We start from the raw sequence: 23,302 nt of genomic DNA, 5'->3' as shown, positions 1-23,302 counted from the left end.
CGACGCGTGTGGAAGTAAAAAAACTCCCTTTAAGTTCCGATGCCGCCGTATTTGCACGACGTTTCAGGTGGCATCGGAGTGGGCATTCATTCAAAACTTATGCAGGTCACTCCCGATCAATGCCGCCAGCTGTCAACTGACCGGCGATCAAGTCCGCCAGGCCGAATGCGTTGCCGTTCGACAGCATCGACAGATGCCCGCCATCAGCAAGGTGCACCTCGACATCCGTGCTCAGGCATACGCTGTAGTGACCGGCCAGATTGTTCGGCGATAAGCTTGCGATCGCGCCGTCACGGGCAAGAATCGATATGACCTGCCCACCGAATCGCCCGGTTGGCCGGTAGTTGCGGTGGATGGCCAGCTGGGTCCTGAAAACGTCCATTAACCCGACCGAGGCTTCTACCTGCGAGCCAGCGCTGAGCCCCTGACGTTGCAGGCGTTCTGCGAAAAAAGCACGCAAGGCCTGCTCATCGTCCAAGCTCTCCAACGACTGCGAGCCCTCCCCGTCAGCCCCGAGCATGCGTATCAGGCGACCGCTGAGCGATCGTTCTGAGCGTTGCGAATCGCGCAGGTAGATGGCACTGTCAATGAGCGCCAGTTGCACTTGGTGACCGCGCATCTCCAGCACACGAGCGACCTCAAAAGCGACGGCGCCACCATAGGAATGGCCCGCAAACAGGTAGGGCCCCTGCGGCTGGTAGGTCAGCAACGCTCGTAGGTTCAGCTCCACCGTCTCATGCATGGAACGAGTCGGAGGCAGCCGGCCATCCGTACCGCATGGATCAAGCACATGGAGCGCCAAGCGCCCCTGCAGCGCCTTAGCTAACGGCCGGTACGCAACTGCCGTAAGGCCGGCGGCGGGGAAGCAGTACAGCGGGCGGACGCCAGGCGAGGCATCCAAAGGCACCAATGGATGCCAGTCAGTGCTGCCGCCAATCACGATGTCGTCCACATGCCTTGCCAAATCGGCAAGAACCGGATGGCGGAACAAGTCACGGATGTGAAGCCTTGCATCAAATCGCTCAGACAACGTCGCCATGAGCTTGATCGCGAGAACTGAATGTCCTCCCAACTCGAAAAAATCGTCGAAACGACTGACACGAGGCACGCTCATCAGGTCTGTCCATAGGTTCGAGATCACGCGTTCCGTGTCGGTCACCGGATCCGCGTAATCACGCAATGTGACGTCAGCACGATCCGGTACTGGCAAGGCATGCCGATCAAGCTTTCCATTCGCTGTCAGCGGAAGTGCGGCAAGTGCAACGTATGCCTTCGGTACCATATAGTCTGGTAGCTCTTCTATCAACGTCTGCCGCAGCGCGGAGATATCGACGCAAGCATCGGCTTCGGTGACAAGGTATGCAATCAGGCGTTTTTCTCCGGGCTCATCCTCTCGCGCCAGTACGGCCACCTCGCGCACCCCCGGCAAACGCGCCAGACGTGCTTCGACTTCCCCCAACTCAATGCGGAAACCACGGATCTTTACTTGGAAATCGTTGCGACCGAGGTATTCGATGTCGCCCTGCGCGGTCCATCTTGCCAGGTCGCCGCTGCGATACAGCCGCCCACCCCCGCCGGTAGCGTCGAAAGGGTTGTCGACAAACCGTAGCTCGGTCAATTCCTTGCGATTCAGATAGCCTCGCGCGACACCACTGCCGCCCACGTAAATTTCTCCGACTACACCGACCGGGTTCGGTTGCATCAGCGGATTGAGGATGTAGATGGACATGCCAGGGAGCGGCCGCCCTATGACGCTGCTGCCGCAACCGAAGATGTCATCCAGGCCAAGTATACGAATGGTGACATGCACCGTGGTTTCGGTGATCCCGTACATGTTGACCAGCCTGGTGCGGCCGACGTCGTTGCGTTCCGCCCAGGTGCCGAGCATCTTCGGATCCAGCGCTTCGCCGCCAAAGATCACCGTGCGTAGGCAATGCGCTTGCGCGCTGCGCGCTTGGGCGAGGATCAGCTGACGGAATGCGCTCGGGGTCTGGTTCAACACCGTGACGCGTTCACGGCACAGCAGGGCATAGAAATCTTCCGGCGACTGCACACACTCGCCAGACACCACAACCAAACGTCCTCCATACGCCAGCGCGCCCCAAATTTCCCAGACCGAGAAATCGAACGCGAAGGAATGGAACAAGGTCCAGGTCTGGCTTTCATCCAAGTCGAGATCGCCCTCGGCCGCAGCGAGTAGGCGGAACACTTGACGATGTTCGACCTGGACGCCTTTGGGCGTCCCGGTGGACCCCGAGGTATAGATCACGTAGGCCAAATGTTCTGCATCAAGATCGGGCACGTCCGGGTTGTGCTCGGCATGGCGAGCAAGTTCGGTTTCGTCATCAAGATCTAGCCGCGCCATACCGGGCGGCAGCGATGCATGCGCTAGTCCGTGGGCAGCGAGCAATGCCACCGGCGTGCTGTCCAGCATCATCCAGTGCAATCGCTCCTGCGGATAGGCGGGATCTAGTGGCAAGTAGCCGCCGCCTGCCTTGAGAATGGCAAGCACACCGGCCAGCAGGTGGGGGCCACGCGCTACGCACAGAGCAACGCGGTCATCGGGCTTCACTCCCATCGCGATCAGCGCATGGGCGACTCGGTTTGCACGGCGGTTGAGTTCGCCGTAGCTCCAATGTGAATCGCCAAACGTCACTGCAACCGCGTCAGGTCGATCGGCCGCGCGTGCCTCGAACAAACGATGTAACAACCGGTCCGCCTGACCGCCTCGCGACACGCCGCGGAGTTCCGGCAGCAGGGCATCGCGTGCGTCATCGGTAAGCAGCGGCAACGCGTTCACCGCAAGGCCGGGCTGGTCGAGCAAATGGGCGACCAGGACCTGAAAGGCGTCGGCCATGCGCTCGATCGTGCCACGCTCGAACAGGCTGGTCGCGTACACCCAGCGAATGTGGATGCCAGCCTCGGTCTCGGTCATGTGCAACTCGAGATCGTTGCGGCACTGCTGCACGTCGCCGCGCAGCGGACGCAGGTCGAATCCGGGCAGGGCAAACTGCCCTTCCTGGTGATTGTGCAAGGTGAAGCTGATCTGGTACAGCGGCGAATGGCTCAAGGAGCGCTCCGGGCGCAGCGCTTCCACCAGCATTTCGAACGGCACCTGCTGATGTGCGAAGGCGTCCAGGGTCGCCGTGCGCGTGCGGCGCAGCACTTCGATAAAGCTTGGGTCGCCTGACAGGTCGGTGCGTAGCACCAAGCTGTTGACGAAGAAGCCGATCATCGGTTCGAGCAATTTCTGCGTCCGTCCGGCGACCGGCGTGCCGATCACGATATCGGCCTCGCCGCTCCAACGCCCGATCAGCACCGCCAGCGCCGCCTGCAGCACCATGAACAGGCTGGCCTGGTTGCCCAGTGCAAGTTGCTTCAGACGGTGCAACGAGTCGATATCCAGGCGTCTGGCGACGTAGTCGCCTTCAAATTGTTGCAGCGCTGGCCGCGGCTTGTCCAGCCGCAGCCCATGTACCGGCGGCAAGTTGGTCAGGGCGTCACGCCAGAACTCCAGTTGGATCTGCAAGCCACCACCGCCTTCCAGGACGGTGCGCTGCCAACTGGCGTAGTCGCCATACTGGATCCGCAGCGACGGCAATACCGCGCTGCGGCTGCTGCTGAATGCCTCGTACAATGCAGCGAACTCGCTGCCCAGCACGTTCATCGACCAGCCATCGGAAGCTATGTGGTGCGTGGACAGCAGGAGCGCGTGCTCGTCTTGCTGCAGATGAACCAGCGTGCAACGCAGCATCGGGTCTGAGGTGAGATCGAAGACATGCGCGGCTTCTGCACGCACGATCCTGTCCAGAGCCGCCTCACGCTCGTCTGTTGCCAGGTTCGACAGGTCGTGCTGGACAATCGCTTGGGCAAGTGCCGGATGTACGACCTGCACCGACTCGCCATCCTGGATGGCAAAGGTGGTACGCAGGATCTCATGGCGTTCGACGATGACCTGGATCGTCTTGCGCACGGCCAGGGCGTCTAGCCTTCCGGCCAGGCGGACGCCGAAACGCATGTTGTACTGCGCGCTGCCGCCGCCCATCCGATCAATGAACCAGAGGCGCTGCTGCGAAAAGGAGAGCGGTAACGGGCGGCTACGGTCCACCGCTACGATAGCGGGCGCCGTGCTGGAGCCTGCGACCTCGTCGATGCGGCGCGCCAAGCCGGCGATGGTGGGGTGTTCGAACAGGACGCGGATCGGGATGTCGCGACCGAATTCCTCGGCGACATGACTAATGACCTGGGTAGCGAGCAGCGAATGGCCACCCATCTCGAAGAAATTGCTCCCGGCGCTGATTCGTTCCTGCTTGAGCACTCGCTGCCAGATCGCCGCCAAGCGTTGCTCGGTATCGCCGACAGGGGCGACGAACGCTTGCTCCATGGCGTAGTCAGGCTGCGGCAGCGCCGTCCTGTCCACCTTGCCGTTGCGATTCAGCGGCAGCGCGTCGATGGCCACGATGGCCGACGGCATCAAATAGTCCGGGACGCGCTCGCGCAGGTGCTCGCGCAACTCGCGCATGGCATGGGGCCAGCCGGCGACGGCGGGCACAACATAGGCGACCAGGCGCGGGTCGCCTGTTTCAGTGCGTACGATGGCGACCGCTTCGCGTACCTGCGCATGCGCGAGCAGGTGCTGCACGATCTCGCTCAACTCCACGCGGAAGCCGCGAATCTTGACCTGGTCGTCGGCACGGCCGAGGAATTGCAGTTTGCCTCCCGGCAGCCAGCGAACCAGATCGCCGGTGCGATAGAGCCGGCGTTCGCCGTTGTCCGGATGAACAACAAAGCGCTCAGCGGTCAGCTCAGGACGGCCGAGATAGCCAAGCGCCAGACCAGCGCCGCCCAGGTACAGCTCGCCAGAGACACCCACCGGCTGCGGCTGTCCGCATGCATTCAATATCCGCAACTCGACATTGGGCAGTGCTTGGCCAAGGGTGACTTGCGACTGCGCCACGATGTCTGCATGGGTGGCGGCCACGGCCGCCTCCGAGGGGCCGTAGGAATTGACGACGCGGCAGCGTTCGGCCCAACGCCAAGCCAGGGATTCGTCGCAGGTTTCGCCGGCAATGATTAGCAAGCGCAGCGCGTAATCCCGCTCTAGCGGCATCTGCGCGAGCAACGCCGGCGGAATGGCCGCATGGGTAATGCGCTCGCGCACCAACAGGGTCGATAGCCGTTGCACCGAGTGTCGATCGTCCTCGTTGCAGATGTGCAGGCTGCCGCCGTGGGCAAGCGCCATTAGCCAATCGAACACGCCGCCATCGAAACTGATCGAGCCGAACGCCAGCACACGGCTGCCAGGCCCGACCTCCAGTGCCTGCTGTTGGTAAAAGGCCAGGTTGACCAGTCCACGATGGGTATTGAGCACGCCCTTCGGCGTCCCGGTCGACCCGGACGTAAACACGGCATAGGCCGCCTGCGCTGGATCGAGGTGATCAGCATCCGGATTGGTCTCCGGGTATGCAGCAAGCATTGACGTGCGCAGCTCGGCATCTAGCAGTAGCAGGGTGCGCTCGGCCAGAACCGCCAACGCGTCCAGCACGCTCGCATGTGCAAGTACGTGTTCCACGCCGCCGTCGGCGAGCATCGCCTCGACCCGTTCTTGCGGATATGCCGGGTCCACCGGCAGGTAAGCCGCGCCAGACTTCAGGATTCCGAGCAGGCCGACGATCATGTCCAGCGAGCGCTCGGCGCAGAGGCCGACCAGTTGCCCTGGCCCTACGCCCTCACTACGGAGCCAGTGTGCTACGCGGTTGGCCTGAGCATTCAGTGCGCCATAGCTGAGACTTTCACCATCGCAGGTTATGGCAATCGCCTGGGGGGTGGCAGAGGCATGCTGTTCGAACAGGGCGTGGGCGCAAAGACAGGGCAGTTCCTGCCGCTGCGGGCAAGCCCATTGCTCGATTGCCGCACGATCGCCGGCAGGCAGCAGCGGCAGTGCCATTATCGGTTGCTCAGGGGTCTCGGCCATCGCCGCAAGTAAGGCCAGATAGCTTTCGGCCATGCGCTCGACCGTCGCAGCATCAAACAGGCTAGTCGCGTACAGCCAGCGGAACTGCAGGCCGTGCTCGTCCTCGGTTACGGCCACATGCAGGTCCAAGTCGATGCTGTGCGTATCGTTGGACATTGCAGTGATTGCCAGGCCCGGTAGGCTGAGCGTCTCGCGCTCATGGTTCTGCAACGCCAGCACCACCTGGAATAGCGGTCCGTGGCTGAGGTGGCGCTCTGGCTGCAACGTCTCCACCAGCATCTCGAAGGATGCGTTCTGGTGCGCGAACGCATCGAGTACCGTGCGACGCGTCCGTGCGAGCAATGTGCGCACGTCAGGATTGCCCGAAAGATCGAATCGCAGCGCGAGGCTGTTGATGAAAAAGCCGATCAGTGGCTCAAGTTCGCGCCGCGTGCGGCCGGCGACCGGCGCGCCGATCACCACGTCCGTCTCACCGCTCCATCGACCGACCAGCAGGGCCAAGCCCGCTTGTAGCGCCATGAACAGCGTCGCGTCGTAATCCAAAGCGAGGCGACGCAGGCGCTCAAGTCCGGGCCTCTGCAAGCGGCTCACCACTTTCCCGGCGCGATAGTCCTGGCGTACGGGCCGTAGCCGATCGAGCGGCAATGCATGCACCTGTGGTGGATTCGCCAGTTGCTTCTTCCAGTACTCGAGGTCACGGGCGATGACACTCGCCTGCTCTGGAGAGCGCTGCCATGCAGCGTAGTCTGCGTACTGGATCTCCAGCGCCGGAAAACTACTCGCCACGCCCTGCGCCTGGCCCGCATAGGCCGCGACGAACTCGCGTACCAACAGTCCCTTCGACCAGCCGTCGGAGGCGATGTGGTGCACGGTGAATAACAACGCGTGTTCTTGCGACGCGAGCGCGACTAAAGTGCAGCGCAGCACTGGACCGGTGGCGAGATCGAACGGCATCCGCGCGTCTTCGCGGCTCAGGCGCTGCAGCTCTGCAGCCTGAGAGTCGCCCTCGAGATGTGACAGGTCGACCAGCGTGATGGGAAACGGCGCCGGCGGATGCACGATCTGTACCGCGTTCCCATTGCGCTCTGCGTAGGTGGTCCGCAGCACCTCGTGGCGTGCGACCAGCGCATCGAGCGCGCTTCGCAGCGCCGTCTTGTCCAGCGCGCCAGCGATCCGCATCGACGTCGGCAGGTTGTACTGTGCACCGCCCGCGAAGCGACTGACGAACCACAGCCGTTGCTGCGCAAGCGACATTGGCACTCCACCTTCGCGAGCCGCACGTGGAATCGGCAACTGGGCGGCCTCGGCGTGTGCATCGATACGCCGCGCGAGATCCGCCAGTACCGGCGCCTCGAACACCATCCGCACCGAAACCGCTTTGCCGGTTTTTGAGGCCAAGGCGCTCGCCATCCGCGTCGCCAGCAGCGAGTGGCCGCCAATCTCGAAGAAATTGGCTTCGATCCCCACCCTGTCGAGCTTGAGCAACTCGCGCCACACTGCGGCAACGGTCGCCTCGGTCGGCGTTCCGGCAGGGGAATGGGCGTTCGTGCCCGGTGTCGGCTCCGGCAGTGCACGGCGGTCGACCTTGCCGTTCGCGGTCAACGGGAACCGCTCCATGACCACGTACGTGCTGGGTTGCATATAGTCAGGCAGCCAATCGCGCAGTTCTGCGCGTACCGCGGCCACCACATCGTCCTGGCCGCTTTCCGCAAGCAGATAGGCAACCAGACTCCCCTCCTCCCCGCCCTGGACCATCGCTACCGCGTCCTTGACGCGCCCGCTGCGCAACAGGCTGGCCTCGACCTCGCCCAGTTCGATACGGAAGCCGCGCAGTTTGACCTGATGGTCGAGTCGCCCCAGGCATTCGATGGCACCGTCGGCGAGCACGCGTCCGAGGTCGCCGGTGCGATAGAGCCGCTCGCCGAATGCCCCGCCGAGGCCGTGACGAACGAACTTCTCCGCGGTTAGCTCTATGCGTCCGGGATAGCCGAGCGCTAGGTTTTCGCCGGCGACGCAAATCTCGCCGGGCATCCCCGGCGGCACAGGGCGCAGACATTCATCCAGGATCAGCAGGGCACTGTTGGCGATCGGCCTGCCAATGGGGATGCTGCCGCGCAGCTGGTCGTCGCCAACAATATGGAAGCTGACGTCCGACATCGTTTCTGTCGATCCATACAGGTTGCACAGCACCGCGCCGGGCACCACCGCGCGTATCCGCTTGGCGACACCGGGGCGGAGCGGCTCACCGCTGACGAACCAATAGCGCAGTCCCACTAGCAGCGTCGCCGCATCAGGTAGCTCGGTCAGCGCTCGCGCCAGCGAGGGTGCAGTGACGATGCGGGTTACGCGGTGCTCTGCGAGCAGGCGCGCAAACGCGGCCAAATCGGAAACCGTCTGCGCATCAACGATCAAAGACGGGCGACCGGCGGCCAATGGCACGGCGAGCTCCCACACGGCGCGAACGAAGGCCGTGCTGGTGATCAGGCAACAAACCTCGTCATCCGCGAACGGGAACGTCTCGAGCATCCACTCCACACGATTGACCAATGCCCCGTGCGTGCCGAGCACGCGTTTGGGCTGGCCGGTGGACCCCGAGGTGAACAAAAGGTGCGAGCCATCGCCCGCACGCGGACGCGGCAACGTCGGCGTCGCCGCCGGACCCAGGCCGCTATCGGGCCCCAGCAAGATCACTTGGGCGACACCGTCGGCGCGCTCGCGCAATCGTGGCTCGACGAGCAAGACACGGACATCGGCGTCGCGCAGCATGTAGGCGATCCGCGCCTGAGGCAGGTCCGCTGCCAGTGGCAGATACACCGCACCGACGTTGAGACAAGCAAGCACGGCAACCGCGTAGTCGATGCTGCGGTCGGCGAGGATGCCGACGGTCTCCCCTGGCGTGACGCCACGCGCGTGCAGCTGTGCCGCCAAGGCGCGGGCGCGGGCGTCGAGGGTGAGGTAATCGATCCGTTCCTGGTGGTGGATCAATGCGGTCGCTTCAGGTGTTGTAGCGGCCTTGGCCTGGACGCGTTCGTGCAGGCGCGCATCGTCGTAGCGGCGTCGCTCTGGCAACGCCTGCGCGACAATGGAATGTCGCTCATTCTCTGGGAGCAGCGCGTAATCCAGGATGCGCGCCTGCGGGACGGCAATCGCCTGCCGCAGCAGCTCACCGAATCCAGACGCCAGGCGCCTCACGCTGGCAGTCTCGAACAAAGAAGCGCGATAGGACCACTTCAGCAGCAACTGTCCGTCGAGGTGACGGACGTACAGGGTCATGTCCGCCTTGGACAGCGATTCGGGCGTCTCCGAACCCACCCCACTCATCTCGATGCCCTCCACAGCCAGCTGGTCTTCCTGTACCGACTCGAACACGTTGAGCAGAATCTGCACAAGCGGGTTGTAGCTCAGGCTGCGCGGGGGCTTGAGTTCTTCGACCAGGTTCTCGAACGGGATTTCCTGGTGCGCGTACGCTTCGAGCGAATCACGCCGGCAGTGTTCTAGCAACTCGTCAAAACGTGGATTTCCGCCAAGGTCGGTGCGTAGCACCAGCGTATTCACGAACAGGCCGATCATGCCCTCGAGGTCGCGATGCACGCGCCCGGCCACTGGAGTTCCCAGCACGATGTCCTGTTCGCGACTGGCACGCCCGATCAGCATCGAAAAAAGTGCACGCATCAACACGAACAAGGTGATACCGCGCTCGGCGCAGAACGCGCGCACGGCCGTCGTCTGGCTGGCGTCGAGGATTTGCAGATAGACGTTGCCAGAAAAATCCTGCTGGGCGGGACGCGGCCGATCCAGCGGCAGGCTGTGGACCCAAGGGATGCCGGCCAGGCGCTGTCGCCAGTACGCCAGTTCCGTCTGCAAGACCTCGCCCTGCAGGCGACGGCGTTGCCACAGCGCGTAGTCGGCGTACTGCACGGGAAGCGGCGCCAACGCGGGCATGCGGCCAGCGCGAAGGGCGTCGTAGAGTTCCACGAGCTCTCGGACCAGCACGCCATTGGACCAGCCGTCGGATGCAATGTGATGCACGGTCAGCAGCACCACCGTTTCCTCATCGCGCAGTCGCAGCAATGCGCAACGCAGCACGGGATCGCCCGTCAGATCGAACGGCCGAAAGGCTTCCTCGCGCCTCAGCGCCTGCACGCGCTCCGCGCGCGCGATGCCCGCCAGCTCGCGCAGGTCGTGCGATGCGATCGGCAGCTGCGATGACGCACGAACCACCTGAATCGCGCCATCCTCGCAATCGGCATAGACGGTGCGCAGGATCTCATGACGCTCGAGCAAGGCATTCAAGGCGCGCTGGAACAGCGCCGACTCAAACGCGCCCTGCAGACGCAGCGCACTTGGCATGTTGAACTGCGCGCTGCCGCCTTCTAGGCGATCGATGAACCACAGCCGCTGCTGTGCGAATGACAACGGCAGCGATCCGGCGCGATCCGCCACCGGAATGCCTCGCTCCGCCTCGTCTGCTCGCGTGTCGAGGTGGGCCGCGAGTTCATGCAAGGTCGTGTGCTCGAACACTGCACGCACAGGCAAGGGCTTGCCGAACTCGCGTCCGATGTCGCCCACTAGGCGCGTGGCGAGCAGCGAGTGGCCGCCCATCGCGAAGAAATTGGCGCTGCGGTGCACGCACTCCCGCTTCAGGATGCGCTGCCACAACGCAGCCAAGCGTCGCTCGGTCTCGGTCGCAGGCGCATCGCACTGGGCGGCGTCATCGTCCAGTTGCGGCACGGGCAAGGCGTGGCGGTCAATCTTGCCATTGACCGTCAGCGGCAGCGCGTCCAAACCCAGGATCGCCGCAGGCAACATGTACGCCGGCAGCATCTTGGCCAACGCTGCGCGTAGTCCGGCGATGCCGGCCGCGTCGAATGCCGGTTCGACATAGCCGACCAGACGCGCTTGGTCGCCCTCGCCGACCAGCCGTACGACGGCGCGCCGCACCCCTGGCGCCGTGGCGAGGTGGTGCTCGATCTCGCCGAGCTCGATGCGGAAGCCGCGCAGCTTGATCTGGTCGTCGGCCCGCCCGAGGAACTCCAGTTGCCCATCAGGACCCCAGCGCACCCGATCCCCGCTTCGGTAAATGCGCTCGCCCGCCCGAAATGGATCTTCCAAGAAGCGCTCAGCGGTCAGCGCAGGCTGCCCCAGGTAACCACGGGCAACACCGGCGCCGCCGATATAGAGCTCTCCCGCAACGCCCAGCGGTACCGGGAGCAACCTGGCATCCAACACATATAGGACGGTGTTGTGCATCGGCCGACCGATCGGAACTGTCCGTCCTAGCGATGCCAGGTTGGCGCTGACGTCGTACCAGCTGCAGCCGACCACGGTTTCGGTTGGTCCATAGTGGTTGTACACCTGGGCCGCAGGAAAGCGCGCCTGCAATGCATGCGCGGTCTCCACCGGGAAGCGTTCGCCACCGATCACGAAGACGTGCGCCTGCGGTAGTGCGGTCTCGTCAAGCAAATGCAGCAGACCCTGCACGTGCGAGGGCGTCAGCCGCAGCAGGGCATTGCCGCAGTTGGCGGCAGCGAGTCGAACGGCCAGCGCGGACAGATCGTCTCCCTCGTCCATCAGATCGACCGTGCCACCGACCAGCAGTGGCACGAACAGCGCCGGCACGGTCAGGTCGAATGCCGGCGAGGTGACCACAAGCGATCCCGCCAGCGCGGCGGAGTAGTAGCTCTGGCGTGCGAACGCGCAGTAATCGACCATTCCACGATGGGCGACGTCGACGCCCTTGGGCGTGCCGGTCGAGCCCGAGGTATAGATGACATAGGCACTGTCGTCGAGCCCGGGATCCGTGCCTGGCCGAACGTTGGGGTAGCCCTCGAACCAACGTGGATCGTTGTCGGCACCATCCATGAACACGGTATCGACGCCAGCGGCGTGCAGCGGATGGGCGCTATGGTGCAAGGCGACACGCACCCCCGCATCGGTGAGAATGCGTTGCAACTGCGCGGCGCTCTGCCGCCCATCGAGCGGCACGTAGGCAGCACCCGACTTGTGCGTTGCGAGCAGTCCGATTACCAGGTCGATAGAGCGTCCGAGAAAGATCCCGATGTGGTCGCCTGAACCAACGCCTTGCTCGATCAGGGCCTGCGCTAGACGATTCGCCCGTAGGTCGAGTTCGCGGTAGGTGATGGCGCGCTCGCCGCAGCGCACGGCGATGTGCTGGGGGAAGGCCTGGGCGGTGCGCTCGAAGGCGCGCACCAGTGGCTCCTGCCGCCCATGCCCCAAGCTCGGGCCACGTCCCAGTGCGAACAGCTCTCGCGTCTGAGCCTCATCGACCAGCGCGACCCCAGCCAGCGCTCGTTGCGGCTCGCTACACATCGCATGCAGCAACCGCACGTAGGCAGCAGCCATGCGCTCGATGCTATCGTGCTCGAACAACTCGTCCTTGAATGTCCATCCCAGGTGCAGCCCGTCGTCGCTCTCGGTCGCGGTTAGATCGAGATCGAAGTGTACGTGCTCGCCGCCGGCCGCCAGAGGTTCGAAATGCAATCCCGGCAGTTCCAGGGCGCCGCCGTCATGGTTCTGCAGTACAAACTTGATCTGGCACAGTGGATTGTAGGCAAGACTGCGCTGCGGACAGAAGGTTTCAACCAGCAGATCGAATGGAACCTGCTGGTGGGTAAAGGCATCCAGTGCGACAGCCCGGCCATGCGCGATTAACGCTCGTGCGTCGGCAGCCAGATCGACATCGAAGCGGCAGAGCACCGTATTGTTGAAAAAGCCGATCAGCGGCGCGGTTTCAGTCTGGTCGCGTCCAGCGGTCGGTGTGCCGATGACGATATCGCGCTGACCGCTCCAGCGCGACAGGAGGTGGGCGAACGCCGATTGCAGCACCATGAACAGGGTCGCACCGGTCGCATTGGCCAGGCGTTTGACCGCATCCAGACCGGCGCGGTCGAGCAACTGATTGTGGCGCTGCGCGGTGAAGCGCTGCCTGGGCGGGCGGGGATGGTCCAACGGCAGGTCGTGAACTTCGGGAATACCGACTAGACGTGCGACCCAATAGTCCAACGACTGTCGTAGCGCGCCGCTTTCGCGCTCGGCATGTTGCCAACGCGCGTAGTCGCCATACTGGATCGCCAGCGAGGGCAACGCCGCGCCGCGACCTTCGGCGGCTGCGGCGTAGTGCGCCATGAACTCCCGCACCAGTACACCCATCGACCACCCGTCGGTGGCGATGTGATGCATCGTCAGTACGACCGCATGCTCCTGGTCCGCGATGCGCAACAGCGCGCAGCGCAGCATCGGGGTCTGGCCGAGAAGATCGAACGGAGTGCCTGCCTCCTCGCGCGCGAGGCGTAGCGCCTCGCGTTGAGCCACGTCGGGTGCCAATGCCGACACGTCACGCATCCTCACCTGCAATGGGCGATGCGGATGCACCACCTGCACAGGTTCGCCGTCACGTTCCACGAAGGCGGTGCGCAGAACAGCATGGCGTTTCACGATAGCGTCCAGCGCAGCGCGCAGCGCGTCTGTATCGAGGACGCCGCGTACGCGAAACGCCAGCGACAGGTTGTACTCCACACTCCCGGGATCGAGCTGGTGCAGGAACCACAGTCGCCTTTGCGCGTAGGACAATGGATGCTCCGTGGCGTCCTGATGGTGGACGATGCGCGATGCCGGTGCCGATGACGCTGCGTGGAGGTAGTCTAGGATTGCGCTCTTGTGCTCGGCGAGCCGTCGGCGCAACTCTGGACTAAGCCGGCTCTGCGCATCGCCCACCAGCAATTTGCCATCTCTGGCGGCAATGCGAATGCCCGCGTCGCGGCACTCCTGTAACACGTCGATTACGCTCATAGTTCGATGAACTCCTGGTCGCCGCTGTCGGCGAGATCGAGCGTCAAGTCACGCCGAAGCGCTTCGCGACGCAACTGTTCGTCCACGAAGTCGGCCAGCGCCCGGATGGTGGTGCGCTCGAACACATCCCGGATGGCGATGTGGATGGCGAAACGCTCCCGTACCTCGCCGATCATCCGCACGGCAAGCAGCGAGTGCCCGCCGAGTTCAAAGAAACCGGTAAGCACGTCAATGTCGTCCAGGCGCAGCAGCATCCGCCATATCCCGGCAATCGTTTCCTCCGTGGGCGTCTGCGCGCTTGTCCAGACATGGCCTGGCGCCATTCCTGGCTCGGGCAGGGCCTTGCGATCGATTTTTCCATTCGCGTTCAGTGGCAGGCGTTCGAGGACAACGAACGCGGCGGGCACCATGTACTCGGGCAAGGCCGCACGCAATACGGTACGCAGCCGTTCCGCAATCGCCGATCCGTCTTGCGATTCGCGTAACGCAGGGGTGCCGACGTAGGCAACCAGCGACACGTCCTCTCCCCCACCGCGCACTGTCACCACCGCGTCGTTGACATCGTCCTGCCTGCACAGAACCGCTTCGATTTCGCCCAGCTCTATTCTCAGCCCACGGATCTTGACCTGATGGTCAATGCGTCCAAGGAAATCGAGCGTGCCATCGGGTAGCCAGCGCGCAAGATCCCCCGTGCGGTAGAGACGTGCCCCAGCGATGGCGCTGGTCGTGTCGGGAACGAACTGTTCGCGGGTCAGTTCCGGCTTGTTGCAATAACCGCGCGCCAGGCCGACGCCGCCGATATGCAACTCGCCCGGGACGCCGACCGGCTGAGGCTGCCCGGCCGCACCGAGCACGTGCAACTGGACGTTCTGGATGGGCCGCCCTATCGGCACGATGGTGGCGTCGTGCTCCGGGCGGCATTCCCAAAAACTCACATCGATCGCGGCTTCTGTCGGCCCGTAAAGATTGTGCAACTGGGCGCACGTGCCGGTGGCGAAAAAGCGGGTGGCCAGTTCCGATCCAAGCGCCTCGCCACTGCAGATTACCCGACGCACACTGTCGCAGGCAGCCCAGTCCGAACTGGCCAGCAAGGTGCTCAGCATCGAAGGCACGAAGTGCAACGTGGTGATACCGTACTTGCAGATCGCCGCGCATACGGCACCGGGATCGGCGTGCGCGTCCGGCGCCAGCATCACCAGTCGCGCGCCAGCCATCAACGGCCACAGAAACTCCCAGACCGAGACATCGAAGCTATACGGAGTCTTCTGCAGTACTCGGTCGCTCGCGTCAAGCCCATAGGCCACTTGCATCCAATGCAACCGATTGACCAGCGCCCCGTGCTCATTCAGTACGCCTTTCGGCTCGCCGGTGGAGCCGGAGGTGTAGATCGCATAGGCCAGCCGGCCGGGCCCCAGGCCTCGACTGCGTGTCTCGGGATTGTGCGCGGGCTGCGCGTTGAGCGGGATCTGCAAGTGTTCGGCATCGAGCGCGAGAATCGTCTCGGTACCAACAGGCAGCACCTGCTCCAGACCGTTGGAAGTGATTACCACGCGTGCGTCTGAATCACGCAGCATGTAGTCCAGGCGGGACCTGGGGAAGTTGGGATCCAGCGGCAGGTACGCGCCACCGGCCTTGAGCACGCCGAGGATGGCGACGGCCAGATCGACAGAGCGAAGCATGCAGATGCCAACGATTTGATCCGGTCCGACACCCTCTGCCAGCAGCGCATGGGCGAGGCGATTGGCCCGCAGATTGAGTTCGGCATAGGTGATGCTGTCATCGCCGAACTCCACAGCGACCGCGAGCGGACTACGTTCTACCTGCGCTTCAATCAGCTCATGAATACAAGCCGCCTCGGGATACGGCGCGGCTGTCGCATTCCACGCTGCCAGTTGCGTACGCTCATCGGACGTCAGCAGGCCGATACTTGCCGGCGTGCAGTCTGGCTCGGTCATCTGCAACAGGATCTGGCCCAGGTGCCCGGCCATGCGTGCGATCGCCGCGTCGTTGAAGCGTTCTGCGCGATAGCCGAACTTCACCCGCAACGTTCGGGCATGCGCCGCGATGAGTGTCAGCTTGAATGTGGTCGCCTCGCTGGTGCCTGGTTCCTCAATGTCGAGCTGTGCCTCAGCGGACCCGGCGGCGTCGCCCATTACCGCGTCGAGCGGATAGTTTTCGAACACCAGCAGACTGTCGAACAGCTGCACACCAGGCTTGATGCGTGACTGGCGACGGATCTCGGGCAGCGACAGATAGCCGTATTCATTGCCGAGCTGGAAGTCGGCATGCAAGGCCGCGAGCGACTCGCTGATCGTTCGCCCGGTCTCGAACGCCACCTTTACCGGGATGGTATTGATGAACAGCCCGATCATTTCTTCCACCCCCGGCACCTGTCCGGCGCGCCCGGAAATGGTGGCGCCGAACACTACCTCCGGCTCGGCGCTGTAGCGGTGTAGCAGATACGCCCACGCCCATTGCAGCATGGTGTTGACCGTGGTGCGATGCGACTTGGCGTACGCCTGCAGCGTTTGCGCATGTTCTTCGTCCAGTTCGAGCACGTATTCGCGCTGACCTTGGCCGCTCCCGACCGGCAGGCGGTCGACCGCCAGCGGCGTCGGCGCGTCGAACTCCTTGAGCATGCCGTGCCAGTGATCGCGAGCACGTTGCACATCCGAAGCCAACAGCCACGCGATGTATCGCTCGTAAGGAGGGGGTGCGGGCAGTTGGAAAGGCCTGGCTTCTACATGTGCGCGGTAAAATTCAATGACGTCGCGGTAGACCAGCGGCAGACACCAGCCGTCGAGCAGAATGTGGTGCAGCGACCACAGCAGCTGGTAGCGGTCGTGGCCTAGACGGAACAGCGCAATCCGCATCAAGGGTGGACTTTCGAAGTCGAAGCCTCGGCATCGATCCTCCTGCCGGTAGGTTTCGAAGCGGATGCGCTGGTCGGATGAGGGCAGGTCTTGCCAGTCTTCCTCGTGCCACGGCAGTTGCGCGGCAGCCAACACCACTTGGTGTAGATCGTCGGTGCCGCCAACGAAGCCCGTGCGGAACGCATCGTGGCGCGTCACCACTTCCTGCCACGCATGCCGGAACGCGGCGAGATCCAGGGTGCCGCGCAGCACGGGGAAATTCTGTACGACATACGCCGAGGCGTCGAGCAGGCTTTCGTACATCATGCCTGCCTGCATCGGCGTGGCCGGATACAGCCGCAGCAGATCAGGATGACGCTCGTGCAAGGAATCCAGGCGCGTCTGGTCAACCTGAGCCAGCGGGAAGTCCGACGGCGTCCATGCACCGGCATCGGGACGCTGGCAATGGCCTGTCACATCCATCAGCGCCTGTTCCATACACGCAGCGAGCGCACGCATGGAGGCATCCTCGTGGCGTTCGACGCTGTAGGACAAGGTGAACTGCAATTGCCCGGCAAAGGTCTTGCCGCTGAGCGCAAGTAGTGCAGATCGTTGTCGCCCCAGGCTGGTCTGCGGGCCGATGGACTCGCGTGCCGGGCTGAAGTGACTTGCTTCGTTAAGCACTTGGTCGAAGTGCCCCAGATAATTGAACATCAACGCGTCGGTCTCTGCGCCAGCAGCCTCGCGTAGCGCCACATCCCTTGCAAGATAACGCAACACTCCATAGCCGATCCCATTGCGGGGGATGGAGCGGTAGCGTTCCTTCACCGCCTTGATCGCATCTGCAACGCCATCGCCGTCGGCTTCAAGCACAACGGGGAAGACACTGGTGAACCAACCGACGGTCTGGGTGAGGTCTAGCTCGTCGAACAGCGCTTCTCGACCATGACCTTCCAGACGCAGGCGCAGTTCGCGCTGCCCGTTCCAGCGGCGCATGCCCAGGTACACTGCGGCGAGCAGCAGCTCGTTGATGCGCGTGCGGTAGGCGGCGTTGCATTGCTGGTGCAATGCGCGGGTGTCCTCGCGGGACAGTCCAAAGACAACACTGCGGGTGGTCGAGATCGCACCTGGGCTGGGGAACTCCAGGCCGGCCTTGTCGGGGGCCAGTTCGCCGCCGCGGGCATTCGCCAGCCAATAATCGCGTTCGCGCAGCAGCGTTTCGCTGCATGCGTATTCGCTCAATGCCTGTCCCCATTGCTGCAACGAGGAGGTCTTGGGCGGCAACGCCACGACATCGCCACGCGCGTGTTGTTCGTAGCCCAACTCCAGGTCGGTGAGCAGGATGCGCCAGGAGACGCCATCCACCACGATATGGTGCGCGGCTAGCAGCAGGCGACCCGCCTCACCGGCGTGCTCAGGCGGAAAGTACACCGCGCGCAGCAGTGGGCCGTTGGAGAGATGGAAGCGACGCTGCCACTCAGCGCAACGCGCGGATACATGGGCCGCCCTTGGAACATCCCTCACCGGCAACTCAATCACCATGCTTTCCCGCACCATCGCAGGATCGAACGGCGCATGTACGGCCTGCCAGTCGTCAGTACGCTGCACAAAGCGCAAGCGCAACGCATCGTGGCGAAGATACAGCGCTTCGAGTACCGCGCTTAGCGTCGTCTCGTCGAAGTCCGCCGGTGTTTCCAGCAAGAGCGCTTGGTTGAAGTGGTGGCGGTCGAGCGCTTCGCCCTCGAGGAACATCCGCTGCACCGGCAGCAACGGCATGGCACCATCCGCCGGCGCCTGCGGCATTTCGGTCACCTGAGGTTCCTCGGCCTCCATGGCCAGTGCCAGCTCGGCAATGGTCTGGTTTTGGAACAACTGCCGGGTACTAATGTGCAATCCGGCATGGTTGGCGCGCGACACCACCTGAATCAGCAGGATCGAATCGCCACCGATCTCGAAGAAGTTGTCCTGCACGCTGATCTGTTCGACGCGTAGCACCTGCTGCCAGATCGCCGCCAGGGTCCGCTCGGCTTCCGTGCGTGGTGCCAAATAGCTGTACTGAGACTGGTAATCGGGCTCCGGCAGGCGTTCCCTGTCGACCTTGCCGTTGCGGTTAAGCGGCAATTGATCCATTGCCACGAAGGCCGCCGGCACCATGTAGTCCGGCAACAGCCGCTTGAGGTAGGCACGCAGTTCTTTCGCCAGCAGCAGCTCGTTCACCGGCTCGCATCCAGCGGTGACGACGTAGGCCACCAGCCGCGTGGTCTCGCTGCTGCGCTGAGCCACCACCACGACATCCTTGACGGCGTCGTGAGCCCGCAGGCGCGTCTGGATCTCGCCCAACTCGATGCGGAACCCGCGCACCTTCACCTGGTCGTCGACACGGCCGACGAAGACCACGTTGCCATCCGGCAGTTGACGGACCAGGTCGCCGGTCCTGTAGCGCCGCTCTGCATCGGACTCGGGTCCGACGAGGAAACGTTCAGCGCTCAGGTCGGGGCGGCAATGGTAGCCGCGGCCGACGCCGTCACCTCCAAGGTAGAGCTCGCCGATCACCCCGCACGGCACCGGACGCTGATCGCGTCCGAGCACGTACTGGGCGCTACCGGAGATCGCGACGCCGATCGGATAGGTGTCGCCGCGGCGCTCTCGAATTTCGTAGGCGGTACTGAAAGTGGTGTTTTCGGTCGGGCCATAGACGTGCATCAGGCGCTCGGGCTTGCCAGCATCAATGATCCGCCCCACCGCTTCCACATCCACGCCCTCGCCGCCGAACAGCAAGCAGCGCAAAGGCGCGAACCCGGCCGGGTTCACGAGCGACATCTGGTTGAGAATTGCCGTGGTGACGAACATCATGGTGATGCCGGACCGCGCCAGGATGCCCGACAGCGCATGTGGATCGAGCAACGCCTCCTTAGGCACATGATGCAGGCGCATGCCGTTGGCTAGTGCGCCCCATATCTCGAACGTGGCAGCATCGAACGAGCTGTTGGACGCCTGCGCCATCACCCCGCTCGCATCGAGCGTCACGTAATCCGGACGGCACACTAGGCGCACGACGTTCCGATGCTCGATCAACGCGCCTTTGGGGGTTCCCGTCGAACCTGAGGTGTAGATCATGTACGCCAATGATCGGCCGTGTACGGCCTCCGCCCCGAGAATGGGATTGTTGTCGGAACAGTCAGCCAACAACGCGTCGCGCAGTCCGGCATCGAGCGGCAGCACGGTATGGTCGTCAAATACCGGCAGAGCCTGCATCAGGTCACTGGTGACCAGCACGATGTCGACTCCGGAATCCTCAAGCATGAAGGCGATGCGGTCCTCTGGATAGTCCGGATCCAGCGGCACGTAGGCGCCACCTGCTTTGAGGATGCCGAGCATGCCGATCAGCATTTCCACCGAGCGCTCCACGCACAGGCCCACCAGCGTGTCCGCGCGTACGCCTTTCGCGCGCAGATAGTGCGCGACGCGGTTGGCGACACGGTTTAGCTCGCCATAGCACACCGTATCCTCGCCGAAGGTTGCAGCTACTGCCCCGGGGTGCGATGCCGCGCGCTCTTCGAACAATGTATGGACGCATATGTCGCGAGGGTAATCGGCGGGACGCAGGTTCCACGCAACACGTTCGGCCCGCTCAGCGTCCGTCATTGGATCCAGGCTGCGTACATCCTCGTCGAGTGCATCCGGCATCCTGACCAGCACTTCGCGAAAATGCAGCAGCATCCTGTCGATGGCTGCGTCGGTGAAGTATTCGGCGCGGTAGGCGCACTGCAGATGGATGCGTTGACGCAAATTGATGTTGAACGCCAGGCGGTATCCAGTTTCCTCGCGGCGGCCCTTGCTCTCCACGCTGAGTCCGGCATCGCCGGACTGCGTTTCCATCGCTGCCTCGATCGGATAGTTGCCGATTACCACCAAACTGTCGAATAAAGGTATACCGGCGGCGACCCCTGATTGCCGCTGGATCTCCGCCAGCGAGAGATAGCCGTATGCCGTCGCTGCTTCGAAGCGTGCCTGCAGTGTCGCCAACGCATCGCGCACTGACTGCGGCTCGCCCAGCGATACGCGTACCGGAATGCTGTTGATGAACAGGCCAACCATGGTCTCCACGCCAGCGACCTCGGCCGGCCGGCCGGAGATCGTCGCGCCGAACACAATATCGTCCTCGCCACTGTAGCGTTTCAACACGCAGGCCCACGCCAGCTGTACGACGGTATTCAGGGTGATGCGTTGTTTACGGGCAAGCGCGAACAGGCGCTCGCTGACTGCGTCCTCCAAGGTCAGGCTGCGCTCGCGCTGACCGCTATCATCGTCCACAGGCAGGCGGTCGATGGCCAATGGCGTCGGCGCTTCCACCGTACGCAGTTGCTCTTGCCAGAATCCTACGGCCGCATCGTGGTCCTGCCGCGACAGCCACTCGACGTAGCATTCGTAGGCTGGTGCGGGGGCGAGGGGCGACTGGTTGCCGTCCAGAAGCCCTTGATAAAGCGTCATCACCTCCTTGTACAGGATCGGCAGCGACCAACCGTCAGAGAGCATATGGTGGTGAGTCCACAGCAGGCGATAGCGATCCGTGCCGATCCGAAACAGTGCGCACCGTATTAAGGGCGCCTGTCGGAAGTCGAAACTGCGTGCCCGGTCGAGTTCGCGGTATGCCTCGAAGCGTGCCTCCTGCTCCTCGGCGGACAGGTCGCGCCAATCATCTTCGTGCCAAGGCAACGTAGCGTGCGAAGACACCAGCTGCAGCAGCCGCTCGTCCTCGCCGACGAACGCAGTACGGAACACATCGTGTCGATCCACCAGCGCTTGCCAGGCTGCGCGGAACCGGAACAGATCTAGTTTTCCCCGGAGCACCGGAAACGTCTGCGCGACATAGGCCGATGGATCGAGCTTGGTATGGAAAAGCAGGCCCTGCTGCATCGGAGTGGCCGGATACAATCGCAATATCTGCGGATACGTCGCCTGCAGCGTGTCGAGCTGCACCTGCGTGACTTGCGCCAGCGGGAAATCGGACGGCGTGTACTCGGCATGCTCCATGTCCGCACAATGGGCCACAATCTCGCGCAATGCCTGCTCGATATGGTTTGCAAACGAAGCGATGGTTGCCGCCTCGTAGCGCTCGCTGCTGTATTCCAGGGTGAAGCTCAACTGCCCGTCCGAGACCATGCCGCGCAAGGTCAGCGGATGACGCCTCTCACGCAACGCGCTAGCCGTGCGCCCCATCGACTCGTCGGCAGCTTCGAAAAACCGTTCCCTTGCAATTGCCTGCTCTGTCTGACCGAGGTAGTTGAACGTCAACTCCGGCTGCTTGCCCGCCTCGGCAGCAATCAGTTCGGCGTCTTGGGCCACGTGTCGCAGCACACCGTAACCGATGCCCTGGTGCGGAACCGAACGGTATAGTTCCTTCACCGCCTTGATGGTTGCACCAACCTCGGCATGCTCGGACCACAATGCCAACGGGTAGTGGGTGGTGAACCAGCCCACTGTCTGGGTGGTATCGATATGTTCGAAGAGGCCGCTGCGTCCGTGACCTTCTAGTGCTACGCGCACGCCTGCTGCACCGGTCCAGCGGCGCACGCCCAAGGTGACCGCTGCGAGCAGAAGCTCATTGATCTGGGTGCGGTAGGCGGCGTTGCATTTGGTGAGCAGCGCATGCGTTTTATCGCTGGAGAGCCCCAGCCGCGCGTACTGGGCGCTGGCCACCGAACCGTTGCCGCTTGCTTGGTGGTCGCTCGGCAAGGGCGCGATGGAGTGCTGGCATTGGGAGAGCCAGTAGTCGCGTTCGGCGACAAGTGCATCGCTGCGCGCGTAGGTGGCCAGCGCCTGCCCCCATTGCTGCAGGGACGCTGTCTTGGGCGCAAGCGCGATCGGTTCGCCGCGTCCGATCTGGCGATAGGCGTGTTCCAGGTCCGACAGCAGGATGCGCCAGGAGACGCCGTCGATGACGATATGGTGCGCCACCAACAGCAGCCGCGCCGTACTTGCGCCGCGGAAATGGACAGCGCGAAACAGCGGACCATCGCCCAGATCGAAAGCGGACTGCCAGTAGGTACAGCGTTCCTCGATATGGGCGGCCACGTCCTCTACGCGCTCCGGCAGCGTTTCGAGTACGCAGGCACGTAGGATGGTCTCGCCATCAAGCGGAGCATGATCGGCATGCCATTCGCCATTGCGCTCGTAAAAGCGCAGGCGCAGTGCGTCATGGCGCCAATACAGTGCCTCGATCATGCAACGCAGATCATCCGTTTCCATTGCGTGCGGCACGCGCAGCAGCAGGGCCTGGTTGTAATGGTGCACCCCAGGGCCGCCCTCGGCGAGGAACTGCCTTTGGACAGGCAACAGAGCCAGATCACCTTGTACAGCGCCCTGTGGCGCTTGCGTCGCGCGCCCGACCGACTGTTCGGCGCAACGCGCCAGTTGCGCGATGGTCTGCGCCTCGAACAACTGACGGGTGGTGATGCGGATCCCGGCCTGATTGGCGCGCGCAACGATCTGGATGGACAGGATCGAATCGCCGCCGATCTCGAAGAAATTGTCGTGCACACCGATACTCGACAGGTGCAGGACCTGTTTCCAGATCTGCGCCAGTGCCCGCTCGGTGTCTGTCTCCGGCGCCACCGTCTCGCCGTGCTCAGGCTCCGGCTCCGGCAACGCGCTCTTGTCCACCTTT

2 protein-coding genes are annotated in these 23,302 nt (G+C 63.4%); both read right to left on the bottom strand.

The window, feature by feature from the left end; translation table 11 throughout:
• Window positions 1-106 precede the first annotated feature (106 nt).
• Window positions 107-13,783 carry an amino acid adenylation domain-containing protein gene (locus AC1KVG_RS18220; protein WP_481095308.1) on the bottom strand — a complete coding sequence of 4,559 codons (13,677 nt, stop codon included), beginning with the start codon at window positions 13,781-13,783 and terminating at the stop codon, window positions 107-109.
• Window positions 13,780-23,283 carry an amino acid adenylation domain-containing protein gene (locus AC1KVG_RS18215; protein WP_481095307.1) on the bottom strand — a complete coding sequence of 3,168 codons (9,504 nt, stop codon included), beginning with the start codon at window positions 23,281-23,283 and terminating at the stop codon, window positions 13,780-13,782. Before AC1KVG_RS18215 ends, AC1KVG_RS18220 begins: the two co-directional genes overlap by 4 nt.
• Window positions 23,284-23,302: the final 19 nt, after the last annotated feature.

It is taken from the genome of Xanthomonas sp. NCPPB 3959 (genome assembly GCF_056675575.1).
This window is presented reverse-complemented; position numbering and strand designations above follow the sequence as displayed.

Excerpts from the sequence above, each read along its gene's own strand:
- AC1KVG_RS18220 (WP_481095308.1), bottom strand. The coding sequence starts at position 13,783 with ATGAGCGTAATCGACGTGTTACAGGAGTGCCGCGACGCGGGCATTCGC.